This window comes from Streptomyces sp. NPDC001156 (assembly GCF_053598275.1).
Map to the genome: position 1 here is coordinate 44,942 of NZ_JBSFJX010000005.1, position 19,071 is coordinate 64,012.

Here is a 19,071-nt window from a genome sequence, read left to right on the forward strand (position 1 = left end):
TCTGTTTCCAAGCCACAGAGTGACATGCGTCAGGCCACTGTCACCACAGGGGGGTCCGTTTTGTTCACTGGCATGTCCACGAAGAGCCGGCTCGGACGGCGGTTGATCCAGTTGTACGCAGGTCTCGCGCTGTACGGCGCGAGCTCCGCCCTCCTGGTCGAGGCAGGCCTCGGCCTCGAGCCGTGGAACGTCCTCCACCAGGGCCTGGCGAAGCTGACAGGTCTCAGCATGGGTGTGGTACTGACGATCGTGGGCGCCATCGTGCTGCTGCTGTGGATCCCACTGCGCCAGCACCCCGGTCTCGGCACCGTCTCCAACGTTCTCGTCATCGGTGCCGCCATGGACGCCACCTTGGCCGTACTCCCCGACGTACGCGCCCTGACGGTACGGGTTCCCCTTCTCCTCGCGGGCATCGTGCTCAACGGTGCCGCGACCGGCCTCTACATCGCGGCGAACTTCGGCCCCGGCCCGCGCGACGGCCTGATGACCGGACTGCACCGGCGCACCGGGCGCTCGGTCCGGCTGATCCGCACGGGGGTCGAGGTCGCCGTCGTCGCGACCGGGTTCGCCCTCGGCGGCACCGTCGGAGCCGGGACCCTGCTGTACGCGCTGTCCATCGGCCCGCTCGTCCAGCTCTTCCTGCGTGTGTTCGCCGTCCCCTCGGCATCGGAGCGCAGCACGGTCGTTGCCGCCGGGCAACCGGAGGGAGCGATACTGCCCCAGTGACCACGCTCATACGCCATCCCTATCTCGACCACCCCGGCCCGATCGCCTTCGCCCACCGGGGCGGGGCCGCGGACGGTCTGGAGAACACCCTCACCCAGTTCCGGCGCGCCGTGGCGGCGGGCTACCGCTATATCGAGACGGACGTGCACGCCACCGCCGACGGCAAACTCGTGGCGTTCCACGACTCGACGCTCGACCGGGTGACGGACGGGGCCGGGCGGATCGCCGATCTGCCCTGGGAGGACGTGCGGCACGCGCGCGTGGCGGGCAGCGAGCCGGTGCCCCTCTTCGAGGACCTGCTCGAGGAGTTCCCCGAGGTGCGCTGGAACGTCGACATCAAGGCGGAGCCGGCCCTGCACCCCCTGCTCGACCTGATCGAGCGCATCGACGGCTGGGACCGGATCTGCGTCGGCTCGTTCTCGGAGTCGCGTGTCGTGCGCGCCCAGCGCCTGGCCGGGCCGCGCCTGGCGACGTCGTACGGCACCCGCGGTGTCCTGGGCCTCAGGTTGCGCTCCTGGGGCATGCCGGCGAAGCTGCGCCGCTCGGCGGTCGCCGCCCAGGTCCCCGAGTCCCAGTGGGGAATCCCCGTGGTCGACCGCCGCTTCGTGCGCAAGGCCCACGCACTCGGCCTCCAGGTGCACGTCTGGACGATCAACGACCCCGATCGCATGCACCGGCTGCTGGACCTGGGTGTGGATGGCATCATGACCGATCACATCGACACGCTGCGCAAGGTCCTCGAGGACCGGGGCTCCTGGGCCTGAACGCCCCCGCGCACAACCACGTTCCACGGGGAAGCGAGGGGCACGGGTGAGCACCGACACCGTGCAGGCACGGGGAGACGGCGGCGTCGCCGAGCGGCGGCGCGAACAGCGCGGCTGGTACTTCTACGACTGGGCGTGCTCCGTCTACTCGACGAGCGTGCTGACCGTGTTTCTCGGCCCCTACCTCACCTCGGTGGCCAAGTCGGCGGCGGACGCCGACGGTTATGTGTACCCGCTGGGCGTCCCCGTTCGCGCGGGCTCGTTCTTCGCGTACTCGGTCTCGGCCTCCGTCATCGTGGCGATCCTCGTCATGCCGCTCGCGGGCGCGGCGGCCGACCGCACCGGGCGCAAGAAGCCGCTGCTCGGTCTCTGCGCGTATCTGGGCGCCGCGGCCACCACGGGCATGTTCTTCCTGGACGGGCACCGCTATCTGCTCGGCGGCTTCCTCCTCGTCGTCGCGAACGCGTCGGTGGCCGTCTCGATGGTCATCTACAACTCGTATCTGCCGCAGATCGCGCCGCCCGAGGAACGCGACGCGGTCTCCTCGCGCGGCTGGGCCTTCGGCTACGCGGCCGGCTCGCTGGTCCTGATCGCGAACCTGGTCCTGTTCACGGCACACGACTCCTTCGGCGTCTCGGAGACCACCGCGGTGCGCATCTGCCTGGCCTCGGCGGGCATCTGGTGGGGTGCCTTCACGCTGGTGCCGCTCAGACGGCTGCGCGACCGCCGTACGACGTCCGCGCGACCCGCGGTGCACGGCTGGCGGCAGTTGGCGGCCACCCTCCGCGACATGCGCGGCAAGCCCCTCACGCTCGCCTTTCTGCTGGCGTACCTCATCTACAACGACGGCATCCAGACGGTCATCTCCCAGGCGTCGGTGTACGGCTCGGAGGAACTGGGACTGAGCCAGTCGACGCTGATCTCCGCCGTGCTGCTGGTCCAGGTGCTGGCGGTCGGCGGCGCCCTCGGCATGGGACGGCTGGCTCGTACGTACGGAGCCAAGCGCACCATCCTCGGCTCGCTCGTCGCCTGGACCCTGACACTTTGCGCCGGCTACTTCATGCCGGCGCACGCACCCGTCTGGTTCTTCGTCCTGGCGTCCGGTATCGGGCTGGTCCTCGGCGGCAGCCAGGCGCTGTCCCGCTCGCTCTTCTCGCATCTCGTGCCGCCCGGCAAGGAGGCGGAGTACTTCTCGGCCTACGAGATGAGCGACCGCGGCATGAGCTGGCTGGGCCCGCTTCTGTTCGGAATCACCTACCAGCTGACCGGAAGTTACCGGGACGCGATCATCTCGCTGGTGGCCTTCTTCATCATCGGATTCGTGCTGCTGGCCCGGGTCCCGGTGCGGCAGGCGGTGCGCGACGCGGGCAATCCGGTCCCCGGAATGATTTAGCACCTGAAGGCAAAGCGCTGTAGTGTACGCGTTTGGCCTGCCAGACGTACCGTTACTGCGCGTCAAAGGATCCGAAACGCTGGGTGACATCTGCGAGCAGATGTGACAAACCGGGCGCCGGTGGGTACAACAAGGGGCGGCTACGACGGCGACGCATGACCCGGAACGGGAATCTTTACCGCCGACCGGACGTTGACCGGATGACGACGACAGCGACACCTGTCCTGTGGGCGACAAGCCCGGGAGGCACGATTCATGAGTGAGCGAGCTCTTCGCGGCACGCGCCTCGTGGTGACCAGCTACGAGACCGACCGCGGTATCGACCTGGCTCCGCGCCAGGCCGTGGAGTACGCATGCGAGAAGGGGCACCGTTTCGAAATGCCCTTCTCCGTCGAGGCGGAGATCCCGCCGGAGTGGGAGTGCAAGGTCTGCGGGGCCCCGGCACTTCTGGTGGACGGCGACGGCCCGGAAGAGAAGAAGGCCAAGCCGGCGCGTACACATTGGGACATGCTGATGGAGCGGCGCACCCGTGAGGAGCTCGAAGAGGTCCTTGAGGAACGCCTGGCCGTTCTCCGATCCGGCGCGATGAACATCGCGGTTCATCCGCGGGACAGCCGAAAGTCCGCGTAAGACCCTCCACGGCTCGGGCGGTTCTCCGCGCACACGAGCGAGCGATGAGCGGGCGCCGTACGTCGCTATGACGTGCGGCGCCCGCTTGTTTGCTGCGCGCACAGGCAAAGCTGCCCGCACGGGCCTCAGTGGGTCAGTGGCGGCCGCGGGTCCTGCGGGGCCCGTGACGGCGGCTCGTCCCTGATGACCTCACCTTGGACGACCTTCCCGTCGGGACGGTGAATACGAGCCTGCTGGAAGGCGTCGCCGAAGCTGCCAGGTGTGACCCCGCGGAGCTTGCGGTCGAGAGTGCGCCCGGCGGAGCGGCTCACCAGCCGCTGGACCGGCGGTATGAGAAGCAGCAGGCCGACCGCGTCGGAGATCAGACCGGGCAGCATCAGGAGCAACCCGCCCAGCATCATGAGCCCGTTGCCGCGCGCGCCCGTGGGCGCCTCGCCCCCGGCCGGCCGGGGCTGGGCCCCCAGCGTCGCGCTGAGATTGCGGAACGCCCGGCGTCCGGCCCGCTTGATGACCACAGAACCGAGCACGAAACCGGCGACCAGCAGCAGGAAGACCGTGAGCCCGCCGGCCGCGCGTCCCACCACCGTGAGCAGCCAGATCTCCAGCACCAGCCACGCAGCGACACCGAGCGGCAGGAACGTGCGCAGCCGCGAACGCCGGGGCCGGGTGGAGTAAGGGGGAGCGGGTACGCCAGTCGTCATGCTCCCAGTGTGCACACAGCGCGCTCAGTGCGGGATAAGGGGTCGATCACTCGCCCCCGCGCTCCCGCAGGACCGGCCGTGCCCACCCGTACGAGCGACGGCGGGAAACGTCCCCCGGTTGACGCGGAGCTCCTCCGTCCCCGCCTCAGGGGTGGCGGTCGGTGCCGCCGTACCACTCAGGAGGACTTGCGCCGGCCCGTCACCTTGGCGACACGGTCGCTCACACCCCACGCCGTGACGCGCCACAGCGCCTCGACGAGGATGTTGCGGCTCATCTTGGAGTCGCCCAGCTCCCGCTCGACGAAGGTGATCGGCACCTCGACCACGTGGTAGCCCGCCTTGACGGCGCGCCGGGCCAGATCGACCTGGAAGCAGTAGCCCTGCGAGGCGACCTCCTCGAGACCGAGTCCCTCGAGGGTCTCGCGCCGGAAGGCGCGGTAGCCGCCGGTGATGTCGCGCAACGGCAGGTCGAGCGCCATGCGCGAGTAGAAGCTGCCGCCACGGGAGATGAACTCGCGGGACTTGGGCCAGTTCACCACCCGGCCGCCCGGCACCCAGCGGGAGCCCAGCACCAGGTCGGCGCCCTTGAGCGCGGTCAGCAGGCGCGGCAGCTCCTCCGGCTGGTGGGAGCCGTCCGCGTCCATCTCGATCAGGACGCCGTAGTCGTGCTCCAGGCCCCAGCGGAAGCCCGCGAGGTACGCCGCACCCAGGCCTTCCTTGCCCTTGCGGTGCAGTACGTGGACGTGGTCGTCCTCGGCCGCCAACTCGTCCGCGAGTTTGCCCGTGCCGTCGGGGCTGTTGTCGTCGGCCACGAGGACGTGCGCCTCGGGCACGGCCGACCGCACCCGGCCGACGATCGTCTTGATGTTCTCCGCCTCGTTGTAGGTCGGAATGATCACCAAGGACGTGCCGAGCGGACCGAACTGCCTCCCCTGGGCCTTTGCCTCAAGGGTCCCGTCGCCGTCGTTCACTACTGCCCCTTCATGTCCGTACGCAGGGGTCCACCATAGTGGCCCCGGCCTGCACCGACGTATCAGCAGGTTCGTATCGCGGTGTCGATTCCGCAAGAGTCGGGTAAGAGTGACGGTTTGCGTAACCGTCTGCGGGGCCCGATGCCACCCTGCGGCCAAGGCCGCGGCGACCGGGATTCGATGCGCGCCGCCGACGGGGTCACGCTGCGGATCGGGGCCCGGCGCCCTTCGGGCCGACCTGGGGCCCGCTGGCTGCGGGTCGACCGAAAGCCGTTGTCTACTGGACGTCCGGGCCCCACCCGGGTCACACCCAGCCGACCGACCGGAACGTTGCCCTCGCCGTGGTGCGGGCGCTGAGCCTGGCTCCCAGCGGTGGTGCGCCGGTGCGGCACATCACCCCTGACCCAGCGGCGCCCCGGCGACTGCGCGGAGGTTCTCCGGTCGGGGCGTCGGTGGACCCGGCCGAACCTACCGGCCCCCTGCGCCTCACTGTCAACAGCCGTTCGACCAGCGGTTTCTCCACCGATGCCCTGGTGAGGGCGGAGGATACGCAGGTCGCGCAGCAAGGTGGCGGCCTCAACGCCACCCGGGAGATCACTCGCCCGGACGCACGAACACCGTCCGGCCGCCCACCACGGTGCGCAGGCAGACCGGCAGGTCGGAGCCGGGGGTCAGATCGGGCAGGCCAGGGGTGCCGGAGCGGGGGTCCGTCGACCAGCGGGCCACTCGGTCGTCGGGCGCCTGTACGACCAGCTCGTCGGTGCGCCAGACCGCGTAGTCCGCGGGTGCGCCCGGTACCAGAACACCCGCGTCGTCCCGTCCGATCGCCCGCCAGCCGCCCCGCGTATGAGCGGTGAACGCGGCGCGCACGGAGACCCGGTGCTCCGGGGTGCGATGAAAGGCCGCCGCACGGACCGTGCCCCACGGATCCAGCGGGGTGACGGGGCTGTCGGAGCCGAAGGCGAGCGGGACGCCGGTGCGCAGCAGGGCCGCGAACGGGTTGAGGGTACGGGCCCGTTCGACGCCGAGGCGCTGGGCGTACATGCCCTCGTCGCCGCCCCACAGCGCGTCGAAGGCGGGCTGGACGGAGGCGGTCAGCCCCAGTTCGGCGAAGGCCGCGATGGTCTCGGACGTGAGCATCTCGGCGTGCTCGACCCGGTGGCGGGCGGCCCGGACGGCAGCGAGGCCGATCTTCTCGGCGGCGGCGCGCATTCCGTCGACCACGGCGCCGACGGCGGCGTCGCCGATGGCGTGGAAGCCCGCCTGCAGCCCTGCCTCGGTGCACGCGAGGACGTGCGCCGCGACGGCGGCGGCGTCCAGATAGGCGGTGCCGGTGTGGGGGGCGTCGGCGTACGGCGCGCACAGGCAGGCGGTGTGCGAGCCGATGGAGCCGTCGACGAACAGGTCCCCGGCCGCGCCGATCGCGCCCAGCTCCCGCGCCCTGGCGACACCCTCCTCGCCGTGCTGCGCCCAGTAGCCGACCAGCCGGGGCCCGGCCTGCTCCGCGGCGAGGCGCAGCAATCCGGTGAAGTCGTCCTCCGAGGAGATCTCCGGGCCGGCGCACTCATGGACCGAACCGATGCCGAGGGAGGCGGCGTGCGCGAGGGCGGCACGCTGGGCCTCGGTGCGCTGAGCCTCGGTCACCCCCGCAAAGGCGGCGGCGCGTACGGCGTGGTGGGCGTCCCGTACGAGGGGTTCCCCGTCCGTGAACCCGGCCCTGTCGCGCACGCCCGGCACCAGGTCCAGCAGGGCCGTGGTCACCACGGCGGAGTGGACGTCGATCCGGCTGAGATAGAGGGGACGGCCACCGGTGGCCGCGTCGAGTTCAGCCCGCCGGGGCGCCCGGAGTTCGGGCCAGCGGGCCGAGTCCCAGCCGTGGCCCAGCAGGACGCGGTCGTGTGGGCGGGCGGCGGCGAAGTCACGGACGAGCTCTAGGGCGGCGGTCAGCGAGGGCGCACCGGAGAGGTCGAGCCCGGTGAGCGCGAGGCCCGTGGCGGTGGTGTGCACATGTGCGTCGGTGAACGCCGGGGTGACGAGTGCCCCGTCCAGGTCGACGACCTCGTCCACGCCGCCCGCGAAGGCGTCCGCGGCGCCCTCGGAGCCCACCCAGGCGATCTGACCGCGCTCGACGACCATGGCGGTGGCGAAGGGATCCGCGGGGCTGTGGACTTCCCCTCGGCGCAACAGGACGGTCTGCGGCGGGGCGGTGCGCTCGTTCATGGGGAACAGTCTCGCGCCTCGCTTCTGCCGCCCGGCACGCAGGTCGGTCAGATGCGGGGCGGCCGCGACTCGTACGGGGTGGACAGCACCACCGTCGTGCGCGTGGACACCCCCGCGAGGGACCGCAGCCGCGCCAGCAGTTCCTCCAGCTCGTGGGGTGTGGCCACGCGGACCTTGAGGATGTAGTTCTCCTCGCCCGCGACGCTGTGGCAGGCCTCGATCTCCGGGACGCCGGCGAGGCGCTCGGCGATGTCGTCGGGGGCGCTGGGGTCGAACGGTTTCACCGAGATGAAGGCGGTCATCGGCAGCCCGATGGCCTCCGGGTCGACGACCGCCGCGTACCCGCGAATGACACCGCGCTGCTCAAGCCGGCGCACCCGCTGATGCACGGCCGATGTGGACAGGCCCGTGGCCTTGCCCAAATCGGTGTAACTCATCCGCCCGTCCTTGACGAGCAGCTGCACAATCTGTCGGTCCAGCTCCTCCATGCCGGTAGAACCTACAGTGCGCCCGTTCCCCGCGGATACCCGAGCGGTGCAGGTCATGCCCGGTTTGTGATGGTGCAGGGAGCGTCGTCCGAGCCCCCGGCGGGGGCCGGGCTCGTCGCATCCGGCACCTTCGAACGGCATGTGACCAACGCCACAGTGTCCGAACAGGCTTCGTGATGTCTTCGTGATTACCGCCCGGACCGGACGGGAAGTGCTTGCTGTGGTCGAGGCCACAGCTCCTGGCCGGCCCAGCCCGAGGGGGAGAATCCATGCACAGTCTGAAGCGCTCTGGTCGTCCTGCGTCCAAGCGGCAGCAGCCGGTCGTCGAGCCCGAGCCGGAGGGCGTCGAAGCGGGCGACGGCGAGCTCGACGCGTACGACACCTTCGAGATGTACCGGGTGATCTGCCCAGACTGCGCGCAGCCCATCGCACTCCTGGCGGACGAGGAGTTCCTGCCCGAGCACGCGCTGTGCGCCTCGCCGTGGAACCCGTTCGGGCTCACGGTCTGCCGCGGCACCGGGCGCGCGGCGTCCGAAGCCCGGCCCGCGGACGAGTCCGCGGTACCGCAGGAGCAGGACACGGCCCTGCTGCTGACGCTCCCTCAGGGGCTCGACTGGCGGATGCAGCCCTTCTCGCACGTCGGCGGCGCGGGTTCGCGCCCGATGCGCATGCCGGTGATGCGGCACCAGGCCGCCTGACCCACGCGGCACCCCCTGGCGTCGCACCTGGTCCCGATGACTGCCCCGCACCGTGGAGCGCAGACCCCCATGGTGCAGAACGGGCACGCCCCGGCCGGCCGCCGTGCCGATACCGTCGCTGTGCCCTTTGAACGCGCGCCATGCCCCCGTACGGGCCCGAGGGGAACTCACTCTCGATTAGCGGGGCCGGTGACCTGCGCAGGGGCACCGGCGTTCCCCCTGCATGACTGCCACGTATTCGGCGCCCGCGCGTCGGCGACGGGTGTTCGTGCCGACACCCACACGAACGCTCGCGCCGGCGCAGCCCCAGGATCCCCCCATCTACCGCGATCTGATGCGGACCTGGGCCGACGGCGGGCGTACGCTGCCGGGGCGCCACGACCCGGAGTGGGTGCGACTGGTGGCGCCTCCGGCAGGCCTGGGGCGGCTCACTGCGGGCCCGGAGCAGCTCAGCGGGACTCGGGACCCGCGAGGTGACGGGCGATGACCATCCGCTGGATCTGATTCGTCCCCTCGACGATCTGCAGGGCCTTGGCCTCGCGCATGTAGCGCTCTGCCGGGAAGTCCGCCGTGTAGCCGTACCCGCCGAGCACCTGGACGGCGTCCGTGGTGACCTTCATCGCGGTGTCGGTGCAGTGCAGCTTGGCCATGGCCGCCTGCTTGGCGAACGGCCGGCCGGCGTCGCGCAGCCGCGCCGCCGACAGATAGAGCGCCCGGCCGGCCTCGATCTGCGTCGCCATGTCGGCGAGCATGAAGCGCAGGCCCTCGAAGTCCGAGATCGGCCGGCCGAACTGCCGCCGCCCGGTGGCGTACGCGAGGGCCTCGTCCAGGGCCGCCTGGGCGAGGCCGATGGCGCAGGCCGCGATGCCGAGCCGCCCGGAGTCGAGCGCGGACAGGGCGATCGCGAAACCCTGGCCCTCCTCGCCGATGCGCCGGTCGTCGGACACGCGCACCCCGTCGAAGTGGACCTGCGCGGTGGGCGAGCCCTTCATGCCCATCTTCTTCTCGGGCGCCGCCCCGCTCAGCCCTTCGGCGTCACCGGGCACCAGGAACGCGGTGATCCCGCGCGGCCCCTCCTGGCCGGTGCGCGCCATCACGGTGTAGAAGTCGGCGATCCCGCCGTGGGTGATCCACGACTTGGTGCCGGTGATCGACCAGACCCCCCCGCGGCCGGCTCCGCTTCCGCCGGAGGTGTCCCCGTCCTCCCGGACGGCCCTGGTGCGCAGGGCTGCGGCGTCGGAACCGGACGATGCCTCGGAGAGGCAGTAGGCACCCAGCAGGCCGCCGCCGAGCATCGCGGGCAGATGCTCGACCTGCTGCTCCTTGGTGCCGTAGTGCGCGAGGGCATGGCAGGACAGGGTGTGGACGCTGACGCCCAGGCCGACGGTGAGGCGGGCCGCGGCAAGCTCCTCGAGGACCTGGAGGTACACCTCGTACGGCTGGTCACCGCCGCCGTAGTCGGAGTCGTAGGGGAGGCCGAGGAGTCCTGATTCGGAGAGCAGTCGGAAGACCTCGCGCGGGAAACGCCCCGCGTCCTCTTCCTCGGCCGCCTTCGGGGCGATCTCGTGCTGCGCGATGTCACGGACGAGCGAGATCAGATCCCGGGACTCGTCCGTGGGCAGTTGCCGGTCCACCGGCTGCGGGGCGCGGTCGGGCATGGCGACGCTCTCCTCCCTGTCGGGCGCATCGACGGACGCCTGCCGTGGGTGGGAGTGGCGCCGCCGGGTCTCACTGGGCCTTGCCGATGCTCGTCGCTCCGGGTCTCGGAGGCGGCTGACCAGCAGTTGTGGCGCTTGGAGTATGCCCGATCGGAGGCACCGAGTCACCAGTTAACGACCGCTTACTCGAAGAAAGATCCGGAGCCCGAAATTGGTCCGAACCAATCACCCAAGTGGTCTAGTCCCCTTAGAGATTTCGGGCCCGTCGCTTCCGCCGCCCCTCAGGTGTCGTCCCGGCGGGCCGGCGCCGGCGCAGCGTAGGCGGGCTCGAGCTCCTCGATGGCGCGCAGCGTGCCGCCGAGCGTCTTCACCAGTAGGTCGCGCAGGGTCTCGCGGGTCAGCTGCGGCCGGGCGATCCAGTCGAGGGTCGCGCCCTCCACGCTGCACACCCATCCGAGCAGACCCATACGCACCAGCGGGGGGATGTCGCGCCGGCCGTAGGCCCCCTCGGCGATGGTGGCGACGATCACCTCGCGCACCCCGTCCCGGATGGCGTGCACCTGGGTGTCGAAACCCACGCCGCCGCTGACGATCGTCCGGTAGGCGGCCTGATTGTGCTCGGCGTACCTCAGATAGCGGTCGATCGTGCGATGCACCCGCTCCACCGGCGGCAGTTCCAGACCGCCGGCTGCGGAGGTGGCGAGGTCGGCCACCGAATCCTCGACGATGGCCAGGTAATAGCCTCGCTTGGATTTGAAGTAGTAGTAGATCAGTCCTTTCGCCACATGGGCATGGCGCGCGATGTCATCCATCGACAACGCGTCGTAGGAGGTGTCGGCGAACAACTTCCGCCCGATGGCGATGAGTTCGGCGCGGCGCGCCAGCGAGCGATCGGTACCGCGCGGCTGCGCGGATATCGCACCTCCCTGTTGACTGATATTCAATTTCTACCCAGGTCTCCGACTTCCGGCGGGGTATCCGCAGTATTGCAGAACCACACCGGCATCATGTTCGACTCTGATCGACCGGTCGGACACTGTTCGGAAAGCAGGGCGCGATCCGGCCACTCAGCTCACAGCAGACCGAGCTGCGTGACGAACATCGCGAGGACCAGCACGAGCGCCCAGCCCGCGACATGCTCGAGGATCTTCGGTCCGTCGTCCTTGGGACCGCCCGTACGGGTGCGGACGCGGGCGGCGCTGGCTGAGTTGGCGGTCATGGCATCTCGCTGGTCTAGGGCTGCACGGTGGAATCCCCCCTCCGATGTGTCCACCTTGCCACCGGAATCCGCCGCTGCGGCGGAGAGCTTGCTCACACGGCGGCCACCGGTCCCCCGGGCCGCACCGAGTGACCGGGGCCTCGTGCGTCAGCGGACGCCGACGGCCGCGAGCGCCTTGCGCTGCCCCGCGGTGGGACGGGCCGGGAAGTACAGGTAGCAGACGCCGCCGGTGCCGGAGACGACCTTGCCCGAGGCGTTGTACCGCTTGGTCCTGAGCCAGATGTTCTCCCACTCGCGCCTCTTGTAGACCCGGCGCACTGCCTCGTCGCCGGGCGAGGCCGGATCATTGGCGATCACATCGCCGTCGGCGGTGAAACCGATCACGGTCATCAGATGGCCCGAGGTGCCGTACCCGGCTCCCGTCAGTTCCTCCTTGAGGAACGACTGTGACGTTATGGCCGGGATGCCCGCGGCGATCAGCGTCTCCAGATCGGTGAGCGAGGACAGCCGGGTGACGACCCCGCGCAGGTCCTTGTACGTCGCCGCGTAGGCGGCGTTGAACGGCCAGTTGCCGCAGCCCTGGTACTGGTGGTCGTAGGTGGAGCGGGCGGCAAGGCAGACCTGCGGGTCGGCATAGGACGGATCGACCCAGGAAAGCTGCTCGGCGGTGGGTTTCCGCCCCCAGTACTCGATGATCATCTGGGAGGAGGTCGGGCTGCACCAGGCCTCGCCGCCGTTGTCGTACTGCGGGTACTGGCCCTTGTGGATCTCCTGCGAGTACCGCGGGACGATCAGCTCCTTGGCCAGCGCGGGCGTGGAGGCGGGGACGGTGAAGCGGTCGGGGATGTCGGAGCCCATGGCGCCGAGCCGCCACACGACCGGGGTGAGCTTGGTGCCCGGGGTGCGGTAGAGGGTCAGGCGCAGCTGGTACGAGACCAGCCGCAGGCCCGATGCCGCGTCTGCGATGGCGAAGGTGTCGGTCGAGATGCTGCTCTTGCCGTCCTTTTGATCGTCGACGGAGGTCCGCTTGATGTCCTCGTCTCCGGCCGCCCAGCGGCCCATCACGTACCAGGGGGTCTGCGTGCCGTCGGAGTAGCCGCCCTGCAGTTCGACCTGGAGCCAGGTGCCGGCCGGGGTCTGGGCGTTCCAGGAGGCGATGGCCTCGGTGGACGGGACGGACAGCCGGTGCACCGGGGAGGTCCAGACGGCGTACTCCCAGGTGGCGGTCTTGCCGGTGTGCGGATCGGTGTAGTCGAAGCGGCCTGCGGGGGTGGCGATCACCACTGAGGGGCGCAGGCCCGCGACGGGCCGGACACCCTGCGCGGACCCGGTGCGCCAGTCGGAGTACGAGGTCCAGGCACGGTAGTCCACCGGACGCGGGGATTCCTTGCTGGACCCCCCGGCCGGGACGGCCGCTGCCGCCGGGACGGCGGCCGCTCCGGTCGCCGTGGCCGCGGCGACCGCGGCGGCGAGGAGGGTTCTGCGGGACGGCTCTGAAGCTTTGCTCATCGGTGGGTGACTCCCAGTTGTCCTGAAGCGCTGGTTCAGATGCACGGTGTGCGCCAACTATGGCCGCCGTGCGGGCACCGTGCCAGCTGTTCGGCCGTCGGCGCGTCCACCAATATTGGTCTCGACCACTGGCATGACCTGGGGTGCCGCCATCCCCGACGGGCACCGGCGCGCCAGGTCTGACCGGGCGCCGGTGCCCTTCCCGTGCAGGGGCCGCTGTGCCCTCAGACGAGGTCCATCGCCGCCACCTCGTCCGGGCGGCCGTAGCTGACCGGTCCCCGGAAGCGGCGGCGTGCGGTGGCGAACCACCACACGGTGGCCACGAGCAGCACCACCGCGAGGGCGATCGGTGCGTAGTTGAAGGAGTCCACGGTGATCGGCGCGGCCTGGGGCAGCATGAAGAGCACGCTGCTGAGCAGGAGCCACAAGACGGCGACGACGCCCACGGGCGCGCTCCACCGTCCGAGGTGCCAGGGTCCGGGGCGGAACTCGGCGCCGAGCCTGAGTCGCAGGAAGATCGGCACGGCGTAGGCGAGGAAGAGGCCTACCACGTTGACGCTGACGATCGCCGTGAAGGCGGTGTGGGACCACCAGCCGGGCAGCACCAGGAGCAGCGAGCAGGCGACGGCGAGCCAGACCGCCTTGACGGGTGTGCGGGTACGCGGCGAGACGGAGTGCCACCAGCGGGAGCCCGGCATCGCACCGTCTCGCGAGAACGCGAAGATCTGCCGGGTGTTGCTGGTCAGATTGGCGAGCCCGCAGAAGAGCATGGCGCCGATGACGACCAGCAGCAGCACCTTCGCGGCACCCGTGCCGAGCCCGTCGATGAGGATCTCCACGGGCGGCGCCGAGGAACCGGCCACCTTGGCGTAGTCGCCGATGCTGTACACCAGGGCCAGCATGAGGATCAGACCGGCGATCGCCGAGTAGGCGATGGCCCGGGTGATGCCCCGGGGAGCGTTGACCGTCGCCCGTACCGTCTCCTCGGACATGTGGAAGCTGCCGTCGAAACCGGTGAAGGTCCAGCTGGTGACGAGCAGGCCGAGCATGCCGCCGTAGAGCCCGTTGGTGAAGCCGGTGTTGTTCGCGAAGTGTGTGACGAAGGACGCGGGACGGTGCTCGTCCGGGACGGCCACGAGCGCGCCCACGATCGCCACGAGCCCGATCAGCAGCCACCACACCGAGATCCGGTTGAGGACGGCGACCAGCCGCACGGTGTACGTGTTGGCCAGCCCCTGCACCACGATGATCACCGCCGTGATGAGCACGGTCTGGTGCGCGGTCGGCTCGTACGAGGGCCGCTCAAGGGCGATGAAAGCCTGGATGAAGGTGGCTGCCGCGTATCCGGTGGCCGCGGTACCGCCCACCTGACCGACGAAGTTGAGCCAGCCCGTGTACCAGGACCAGGCCCCCTGATGCCGCTTGGCGAGCTTTCCGGCGGAGAAATACAGGGCTCCGCTCGTCGGATAGGCGGACGCCACCTCCGCCATCGCCGCGCCGATGAAAAGCACCATGACGGAGACGCCGATCCAGCCGAAGACCAGAACGCGCGGACCGCCCGCGTTCATACCGAACCCGAACGACGAGAAGATCCCGGAGAGGATGTTGATGATGGTGAAGGAAATGGCGAAATTGTCGAAGGCCTGAAACCTCCGGGTGAGTTTCCTCGGGTACCCCATCGCGTGGAGTGTGGCGTCGTCGTCTATCGCGACGGGATCCCTTCCCGCATGTCGTCGCGCACGGGGTGCGGATATCCGTTCTGACACGAGCGGACCTTTCTGTGTGGGGGGTTGAGCGGGACAGCGGACGCACGCGTCAGGCGGTGCCCGGCACGGGCAGTCCGCAGCTGCGTCGGGCGCGAGACAGCTGCTCCACCGGGTCGCCGAAGACGCTCCAGGGCATGCGCGAGGCGTAAGGCCCCATGGCCATGAGGACGGCGCGTGCCTCGAAGGAGCACTCGGCCATGACCAGTGCGTGCGCCAGATACGCCAGGTCGAGCACCGGGGTGAAGCGGTAGCCGGCGACCTGCGGCAGCCAGTTCTGGTAGATCGCGAGCGCGGCGGAGCGCCACTGGGGCTGCGCCCAGACCCGGTCGGCCAGCAGCCGGGAGGGGTTGTAGCTCTCGACGAGCGCGACCAGAGGCAGCAGCCGCAGCGAGGACGTGGCAGGCGCGCGCTGGCCGAGGAAGGCGGCGACGTCCCAGGCGGCGTTCACCGAGCCGCCGTTCCGGCCGAAGAAATAGGCGAGGAACCGATGGTGGCCCTCGCGGTGGAAGGGGGCGAGCCGCAGCACGTGCGAGAACAGCTGCCAGGGACCGGCCGGTGCGGTGAGCAGTCCCTGAGGGGCGGGCTCATGGACGGCGTGCAGGCGCGTCAGCGCGAGCCGCGCCACCCAGGGCGTGGGGTCGTACGGCGCCGCCGTCGTGGCGCGTTCGCACGCGTTGAGCGCGATGCGCTCCAGCGCACGAGCCCGCTCGTCCTGCACGTCGGCGGCGCGCAGGGCCCGTAGCACGGCGACCCGCGCCCACATCAGTGCGGCCTCCGGGCCGGGCTCCTCGGCCAGCCAGCGTTCGGCCAGATCGGAGTCGGCGGCTTCGGAGGCGAGGACCAGGGAGCGGTGGGCGCGCAGCCCGGTGTCCTCGCGCGTCTCGGCGAGCAGTTCCCGAGCGCTCAGATAGCGGCCGACCCGTACTTCCACACATACGCTCGCCAGGTCGCGGTCGTCGGCCGCCGGATGCCACACATACTGCCCTTCGAATAACCCAGCGGCCATGCTCCCCCGTCCATCCCCGTACGAACGCCTGGCGGTTGCGCTCCAGGCACCCTACTCAGCAAGGGCAACAACCGGAACGGGCGTTTCCCGAATACTCACCCGGAACACATCCAAGGCCGGGTGAGCACGAATAGAAGGAGCCAAAGATTGATGAATGAACAGTTCAATGTGGCACCAATTTCTCCGCCGCACACCGTCGACTCGGCCACCCGTTCGAGGGGGACCGACAGGGCCCGATAGAATCTTCCGGCGAAATATGCCAGCCCCTCGACCCCGGGAATCGCCATTCACGCCCTCGCGTCCCTTCTGCGGCAACTGCCGCCGTCCTGCGGCCCCGTCCGCCTCATCGGCGTCGACGGGCATGCGGGCTCCGGGAAGTCCACGTTCGCCGGGCAGTTGGCGACCGCGCTCGACGGCGCTCCCGTGCTGCACCTCGACGACATCGCCACCCACGAGGAGTTGTTCGCCTGGGTCGAGCGACTGCTGCGGGAAGTGATCGAACCGCTCGGCAGGGCCGAGACGGCGCACTACCGCCCTTACGACTGGCGCGCTCGCGCTTTCGGGACCGCCCGCGCGCTGGCGCCCGCCCCCGTGATCCTGGTCGAGGGCGTCGGTGCCGGCCGCCGGGCCGTGCGGCCGTATCTGGCGGGGCTGCTCTGGATGGAACTGCCGGCCGAGCAGGCCTGGACACGCGGCCGGTCCAGGGACGGGGAGGAGCAGCACGCGTTCTGGAACGGCTGGATCGAGGCGGAGCGCCGCCACTTCACCGGGGACCCCTCACGCCCCTTCGCCGATCTCCTGGTGCACCAGAGGGACAAGGGGTACGAGGTACTCCCGGGGCCCGGGAGAAGCGTTGGTCCGGACCGCGTCTCACCCTCCGTGATGGATCATCCGCAGTGTGCTGAACTGGCGAAGACCCTTGCCGGGGAACTTCTTTGACTGCTCCAAGTCGGCTTGACCCGGGAGCCGTACAGGTCTTACGTTCTCAATGAGCGGCTTTCGTGGCCGCCATCAGGACGCGAAGCCCCCGGTTGTTCCCCCGTGATCGGGGGCTTCGTTCTGCCCGGAACACCTTCTCCGGGCGCCATGAGGCGTGATTCACTCACCCTCAGTCACCATGCGCGATGCGCCCTGTCTGCTCCCACCTCGTCAAACGGCCTGTGCGGCACCCTTCGGTGCGCCGGTGTCCCGCAGGTACGATGCCTTTCGGTGCGACCTTCGGACACTGCTCTGCGCACGGTTGCAACTCCGGTCCGTGCAAAGGCGGTTCGCGCAAGGCGGCCGACGGGCACGGGCTCGCCGGTGAACCAACGGGGGCACGGTTTGTGGGGGACGTGATGGACTTCGGCACGCGAGGCCCCGAGGCTCCGGCCGACCTCGCCTGGCTGCGAGGCGTCGACGCCTACACCATGGGCGCGTATCCGCAGGCGGAGGAGGAGTTCCGCGCCGCGGTGCGGATCGATCCCGGAATGGCCGACGGCTGGCTCGGGCTGCACGCACTGCGCGTCGACACCACGACCGCACTGCTGCGGATGTTCCGTCACCGGGACCGTTTCGGGGAGCAGCGGGCGCGGCACCGGCGCACCCTCAACTCCTGGTACTGGCTGGGCTGGTGGGTGCAACCCGTGCTGGAGAGCTCGCGCGACCTGCTGCTCGCGCACGCCTCGCACTGGCTGGACGGCCGCCACGTCCCCGAACTCGACCGGGCGCTCGCGGGACTGCCGCCCGTCGACGCCGACCCCCAGGTCCGCTTCCTGCACGCCTGCCGGGCCTACCTGGTCAAGGACTGGGAGCAGTTGGTCCGGCACACGGATCCACTGATCGACGACCCGATGCTCGGCATAGAGGCCGGCCTCTTCGGAGGGATGGCCCGGGTGCGTCTGGAGATGTACGGGCAGGCGGAGCCGCTGCTCGCCGCCGCCCTGATGCGCTGCCGCAGCGAACAGCCCCAGCGCAAGGAACTGCGGTACTGGCTGGCCCGCGCGCACGAGGGAACCGGCCGTTCCGCGGCCGCACTGCCGCTGTACCGGGCGGTGCACCGGGTGGACCCGGCGTTCATGGACACCTCCGCACGGCTCGCGGCGATCGCCGAGGGAGACGGGTACGACGAGGCGGCCGACTTCGCCGCCATGGCGCTCACCGGGGGCGGGGACGTGCTGGACGGGCCGGACGGGCTCGATCCGCTGTTCGGCGCCGAGGGACGGGACGTGAAGCTCTCCGATCCCGAACCGCCGCCGGGCGCGATGCCCGCCCAGCGGGACCTCGTACGGGAGAAGTCCCCGGTGCCGGGACCGCCGCTGCCGACCGGGCCGACGGATCCGGCGATGCTGGAGGAAGCGCTCGCCGAGCTGGAGCGCATGGTCGGCCTCGAGCCGGTGAAACGCCAGGTCAAGGCGTTGTCCGCGCAGTTGAACATGGCCCGGCTACGGGCCGGGCAGGGCTTACCCGTGCAGCCGCCGAAACGGCACTTCGTCTTCTCCGGCCCCTCGGGCACCGGCAAGACGACGGTGGCGCGGATCCTGGGCCGGGTCTTCTACGCCCTCGGCCTGCTCGGCGGCGATCATCTGGTGGAAGCACAGCGCGCCGACCTGGTCGGCGAGTATCTGGGCCAGACCGCGGTGAAGGCGAACGAGCTGATCGACTCGGCGATCGGCGGCGTACTGTTCGTGGACGAGGCCTACTCGCTGTCCAACTCGGGATACGGCAAGGGCGACGCCTACGGCGACGAGGCCCTGCAGGTACTGCTGAAGCGGGCCGAGGACAACCGCGACCACCTCGTGGTGATCCTGGCCGGCTATCCCGAGGGCATGGACCGTCTGCTGGCCGCCAACCCGGGTCTGTCCTCACGGTTCACGACCCGCGTCGACTTCCCCTCCTACCGCCCCCTGGAACTGACCTCGATCGGCGAGGTGCTGGCGGCGGACAACGGCGACCTCTGGGACGAGGAGGCCCTGGAGGAGCTCCGCTCCATCGCCGGTCACGTCGTGGACCAGGGCTGGATCGACGAGCTCGGCAACGGGCGGTTCCTGCGGACGCTGTACGAGAAGAGCTGTGCCTATCGGGACCTGCGGCTGACGGGCTATCCCGCGACACCGACCCGGGACGATCTGTCGACTTTGCGGCTGCCGGACCTGATGCAGGCGTACGGCGAGGTACTTTCCGGCCGGGGGCCGCAGGATCCTCCGGGGCCGTGAGTGCCTGACAGCGCGAACCGCCGACCGTCCGGCGGCCGGCGGTTCGCTGTCGTGGGTCGCGTGGTGCGTCCGCGCCCCAGGCGGAGCGCGGACGCACCACGGCCGATCAGCTCGGTACCGCTTCCTTC

Annotated in this window: 16 protein-coding genes and 1 pseudogene; 7 read left to right on the forward strand and 10 right to left on the reverse strand. The window is 70.3% G+C overall.

What is annotated here, in order from left to right:
- The first annotated feature begins 72 nt into the window (after window positions 1-72).
- The 4 genes from yczE to ACWDA7_RS04280 all read left to right on the forward strand — a co-directional run bounded on the left by yczE (window position 73) and on the right by ACWDA7_RS04280 (window position 3,513).
- The gene (yczE, locus tag ACWDA7_RS04265; protein WP_450602677.1) at window positions 73-726 is read left to right on the forward strand and encodes a membrane protein YczE; all 654 of its coding nucleotides are present in this window, start codon (window positions 73-75) and stop codon (window positions 724-726) included.
- Complete coding sequence (locus tag ACWDA7_RS04270) at window positions 723-1,490, forward strand: glycerophosphodiester phosphodiesterase (RefSeq protein ID WP_450602678.1); 768 nt, start codon at window positions 723-725, stop codon at window positions 1,488-1,490. The genes yczE and ACWDA7_RS04270 overlap by 4 nt, the downstream gene beginning before the upstream one ends.
- 46 nt (window positions 1,491-1,536) lie before the next feature.
- Entirely contained in the window at window positions 1,537-2,883 is a 1,347-nt protein-coding gene (locus ACWDA7_RS04275) for an MFS transporter (RefSeq protein ID WP_450602680.1), read from the forward strand.
- 255 nt (window positions 2,884-3,138) lie between these two features.
- The gene (locus tag ACWDA7_RS04280) at window positions 3,139-3,513 is read left to right on the forward strand and encodes an RNA polymerase-binding protein RbpA (protein WP_009187548.1); all 375 of its coding nucleotides are present in this window, start codon (window positions 3,139-3,141) and stop codon (window positions 3,511-3,513) included.
- A gap of 125 nt (window positions 3,514-3,638) precedes the next feature.
- Here ACWDA7_RS04280 and fxsA read toward each other — a convergent pair whose 3' ends face one another.
- The 4 genes from fxsA to ACWDA7_RS04300 all read right to left on the reverse strand — a co-directional run bounded on the left by fxsA (window position 3,639) and on the right by ACWDA7_RS04300 (window position 7,893).
- Window positions 3,639-4,214 (reverse strand): FxsA family membrane protein, encoded by a 576-nt coding sequence (fxsA, locus tag ACWDA7_RS04285; protein WP_450602681.1) that lies wholly within the window; start codon window positions 4,212-4,214, stop codon window positions 3,639-3,641.
- A gap of 176 nt (window positions 4,215-4,390) precedes the next feature.
- Window positions 4,391-5,185 carry a polyprenol monophosphomannose synthase gene (locus ACWDA7_RS04290; protein WP_450602682.1) on the reverse strand — a complete coding sequence of 265 codons (795 nt, stop codon included), beginning with the start codon at window positions 5,183-5,185 and terminating at the stop codon, window positions 4,391-4,393.
- Between the two features lie 594 nt (window positions 5,186-5,779).
- Complete coding sequence (locus ACWDA7_RS04295; protein ID WP_450602683.1) at window positions 5,780-7,405, reverse strand: amidohydrolase; 1,626 nt, start codon at window positions 7,403-7,405, stop codon at window positions 5,780-5,782.
- A 47-nt stretch (window positions 7,406-7,452) separates the two neighbouring features.
- Window positions 7,453-7,893, reverse strand: coding sequence for an Lrp/AsnC family transcriptional regulator (locus ACWDA7_RS04300; protein ID WP_359397817.1), 441 nt, complete (start codon window positions 7,891-7,893; stop codon window positions 7,453-7,455).
- Between the two features lie 269 nt (window positions 7,894-8,162).
- Here ACWDA7_RS04300 and ACWDA7_RS04305 point away from each other — a divergent pair, with 269 nt between their 5' ends.
- Window positions 8,163-8,591: a hypothetical protein gene (locus ACWDA7_RS04305; protein WP_450602684.1), complete on the forward strand. Its 429-nt coding sequence runs from the start codon at window positions 8,163-8,165 to the stop codon at window positions 8,589-8,591.
- Between the two features lie 449 nt (window positions 8,592-9,040).
- Here ACWDA7_RS04305 and ACWDA7_RS04310 read toward each other — a convergent pair whose 3' ends face one another.
- The 6 genes from ACWDA7_RS04310 to ACWDA7_RS04335 all read right to left on the reverse strand — a co-directional run bounded on the left by ACWDA7_RS04310 (window position 9,041) and on the right by ACWDA7_RS04335 (window position 15,749).
- Window positions 9,041-10,249: an acyl-CoA dehydrogenase family protein gene (locus ACWDA7_RS04310; protein WP_450602685.1), complete on the reverse strand. Its 1,209-nt coding sequence runs from the start codon at window positions 10,247-10,249 to the stop codon at window positions 9,041-9,043.
- A 281-nt stretch (window positions 10,250-10,530) separates the two neighbouring features.
- The gene (locus tag ACWDA7_RS04315; RefSeq protein ID WP_450602686.1) at window positions 10,531-11,193 is read right to left on the reverse strand and encodes a TetR/AcrR family transcriptional regulator; all 663 of its coding nucleotides are present in this window, start codon (window positions 11,191-11,193) and stop codon (window positions 10,531-10,533) included.
- Between the two features lie 128 nt (window positions 11,194-11,321).
- The gene (locus ACWDA7_RS04320) at window positions 11,322-11,468 is read right to left on the reverse strand and encodes an SCO1431 family membrane protein (protein ID WP_450602687.1); all 147 of its coding nucleotides are present in this window, start codon (window positions 11,466-11,468) and stop codon (window positions 11,322-11,324) included.
- A 147-nt stretch (window positions 11,469-11,615) separates the two neighbouring features.
- Window positions 11,616-12,977, reverse strand: a complete 1,362-nt coding sequence (locus ACWDA7_RS04325) for a peptidase C39 family protein (protein ID WP_450602688.1) — start codon at window positions 12,975-12,977, stop codon at window positions 11,616-11,618.
- Between the two features lie 224 nt (window positions 12,978-13,201).
- The gene (locus tag ACWDA7_RS04330) at window positions 13,202-14,743 is read right to left on the reverse strand and encodes an amino acid permease (RefSeq protein WP_450602689.1); all 1,542 of its coding nucleotides are present in this window, start codon (window positions 14,741-14,743) and stop codon (window positions 13,202-13,204) included.
- A 49-nt stretch (window positions 14,744-14,792) separates the two neighbouring features.
- Window positions 14,793-15,749: a hypothetical protein gene (locus ACWDA7_RS04335; RefSeq protein WP_450602690.1), complete on the reverse strand. Its 957-nt coding sequence runs from the start codon at window positions 15,747-15,749 to the stop codon at window positions 14,793-14,795.
- Between the two features lie 285 nt (window positions 15,750-16,034).
- Between ACWDA7_RS04335 and ACWDA7_RS04340 the strand changes: the two are divergent.
- Together ACWDA7_RS04340 and ACWDA7_RS04345 are read left to right on the forward strand one after the other, a co-directional pair.
- Window positions 16,035-16,654: pseudogene (locus tag ACWDA7_RS04340) on the forward strand (uridine kinase family protein).
- 432 nt (window positions 16,655-17,086) lie between these two features.
- Window positions 17,087-18,943, forward strand: a complete 1,857-nt coding sequence (locus ACWDA7_RS04345; protein WP_450602691.1) for an AAA family ATPase — start codon at window positions 17,087-17,089, stop codon at window positions 18,941-18,943.
- The last annotated feature ends 128 nt before the right edge of the window (window positions 18,944-19,071 follow it).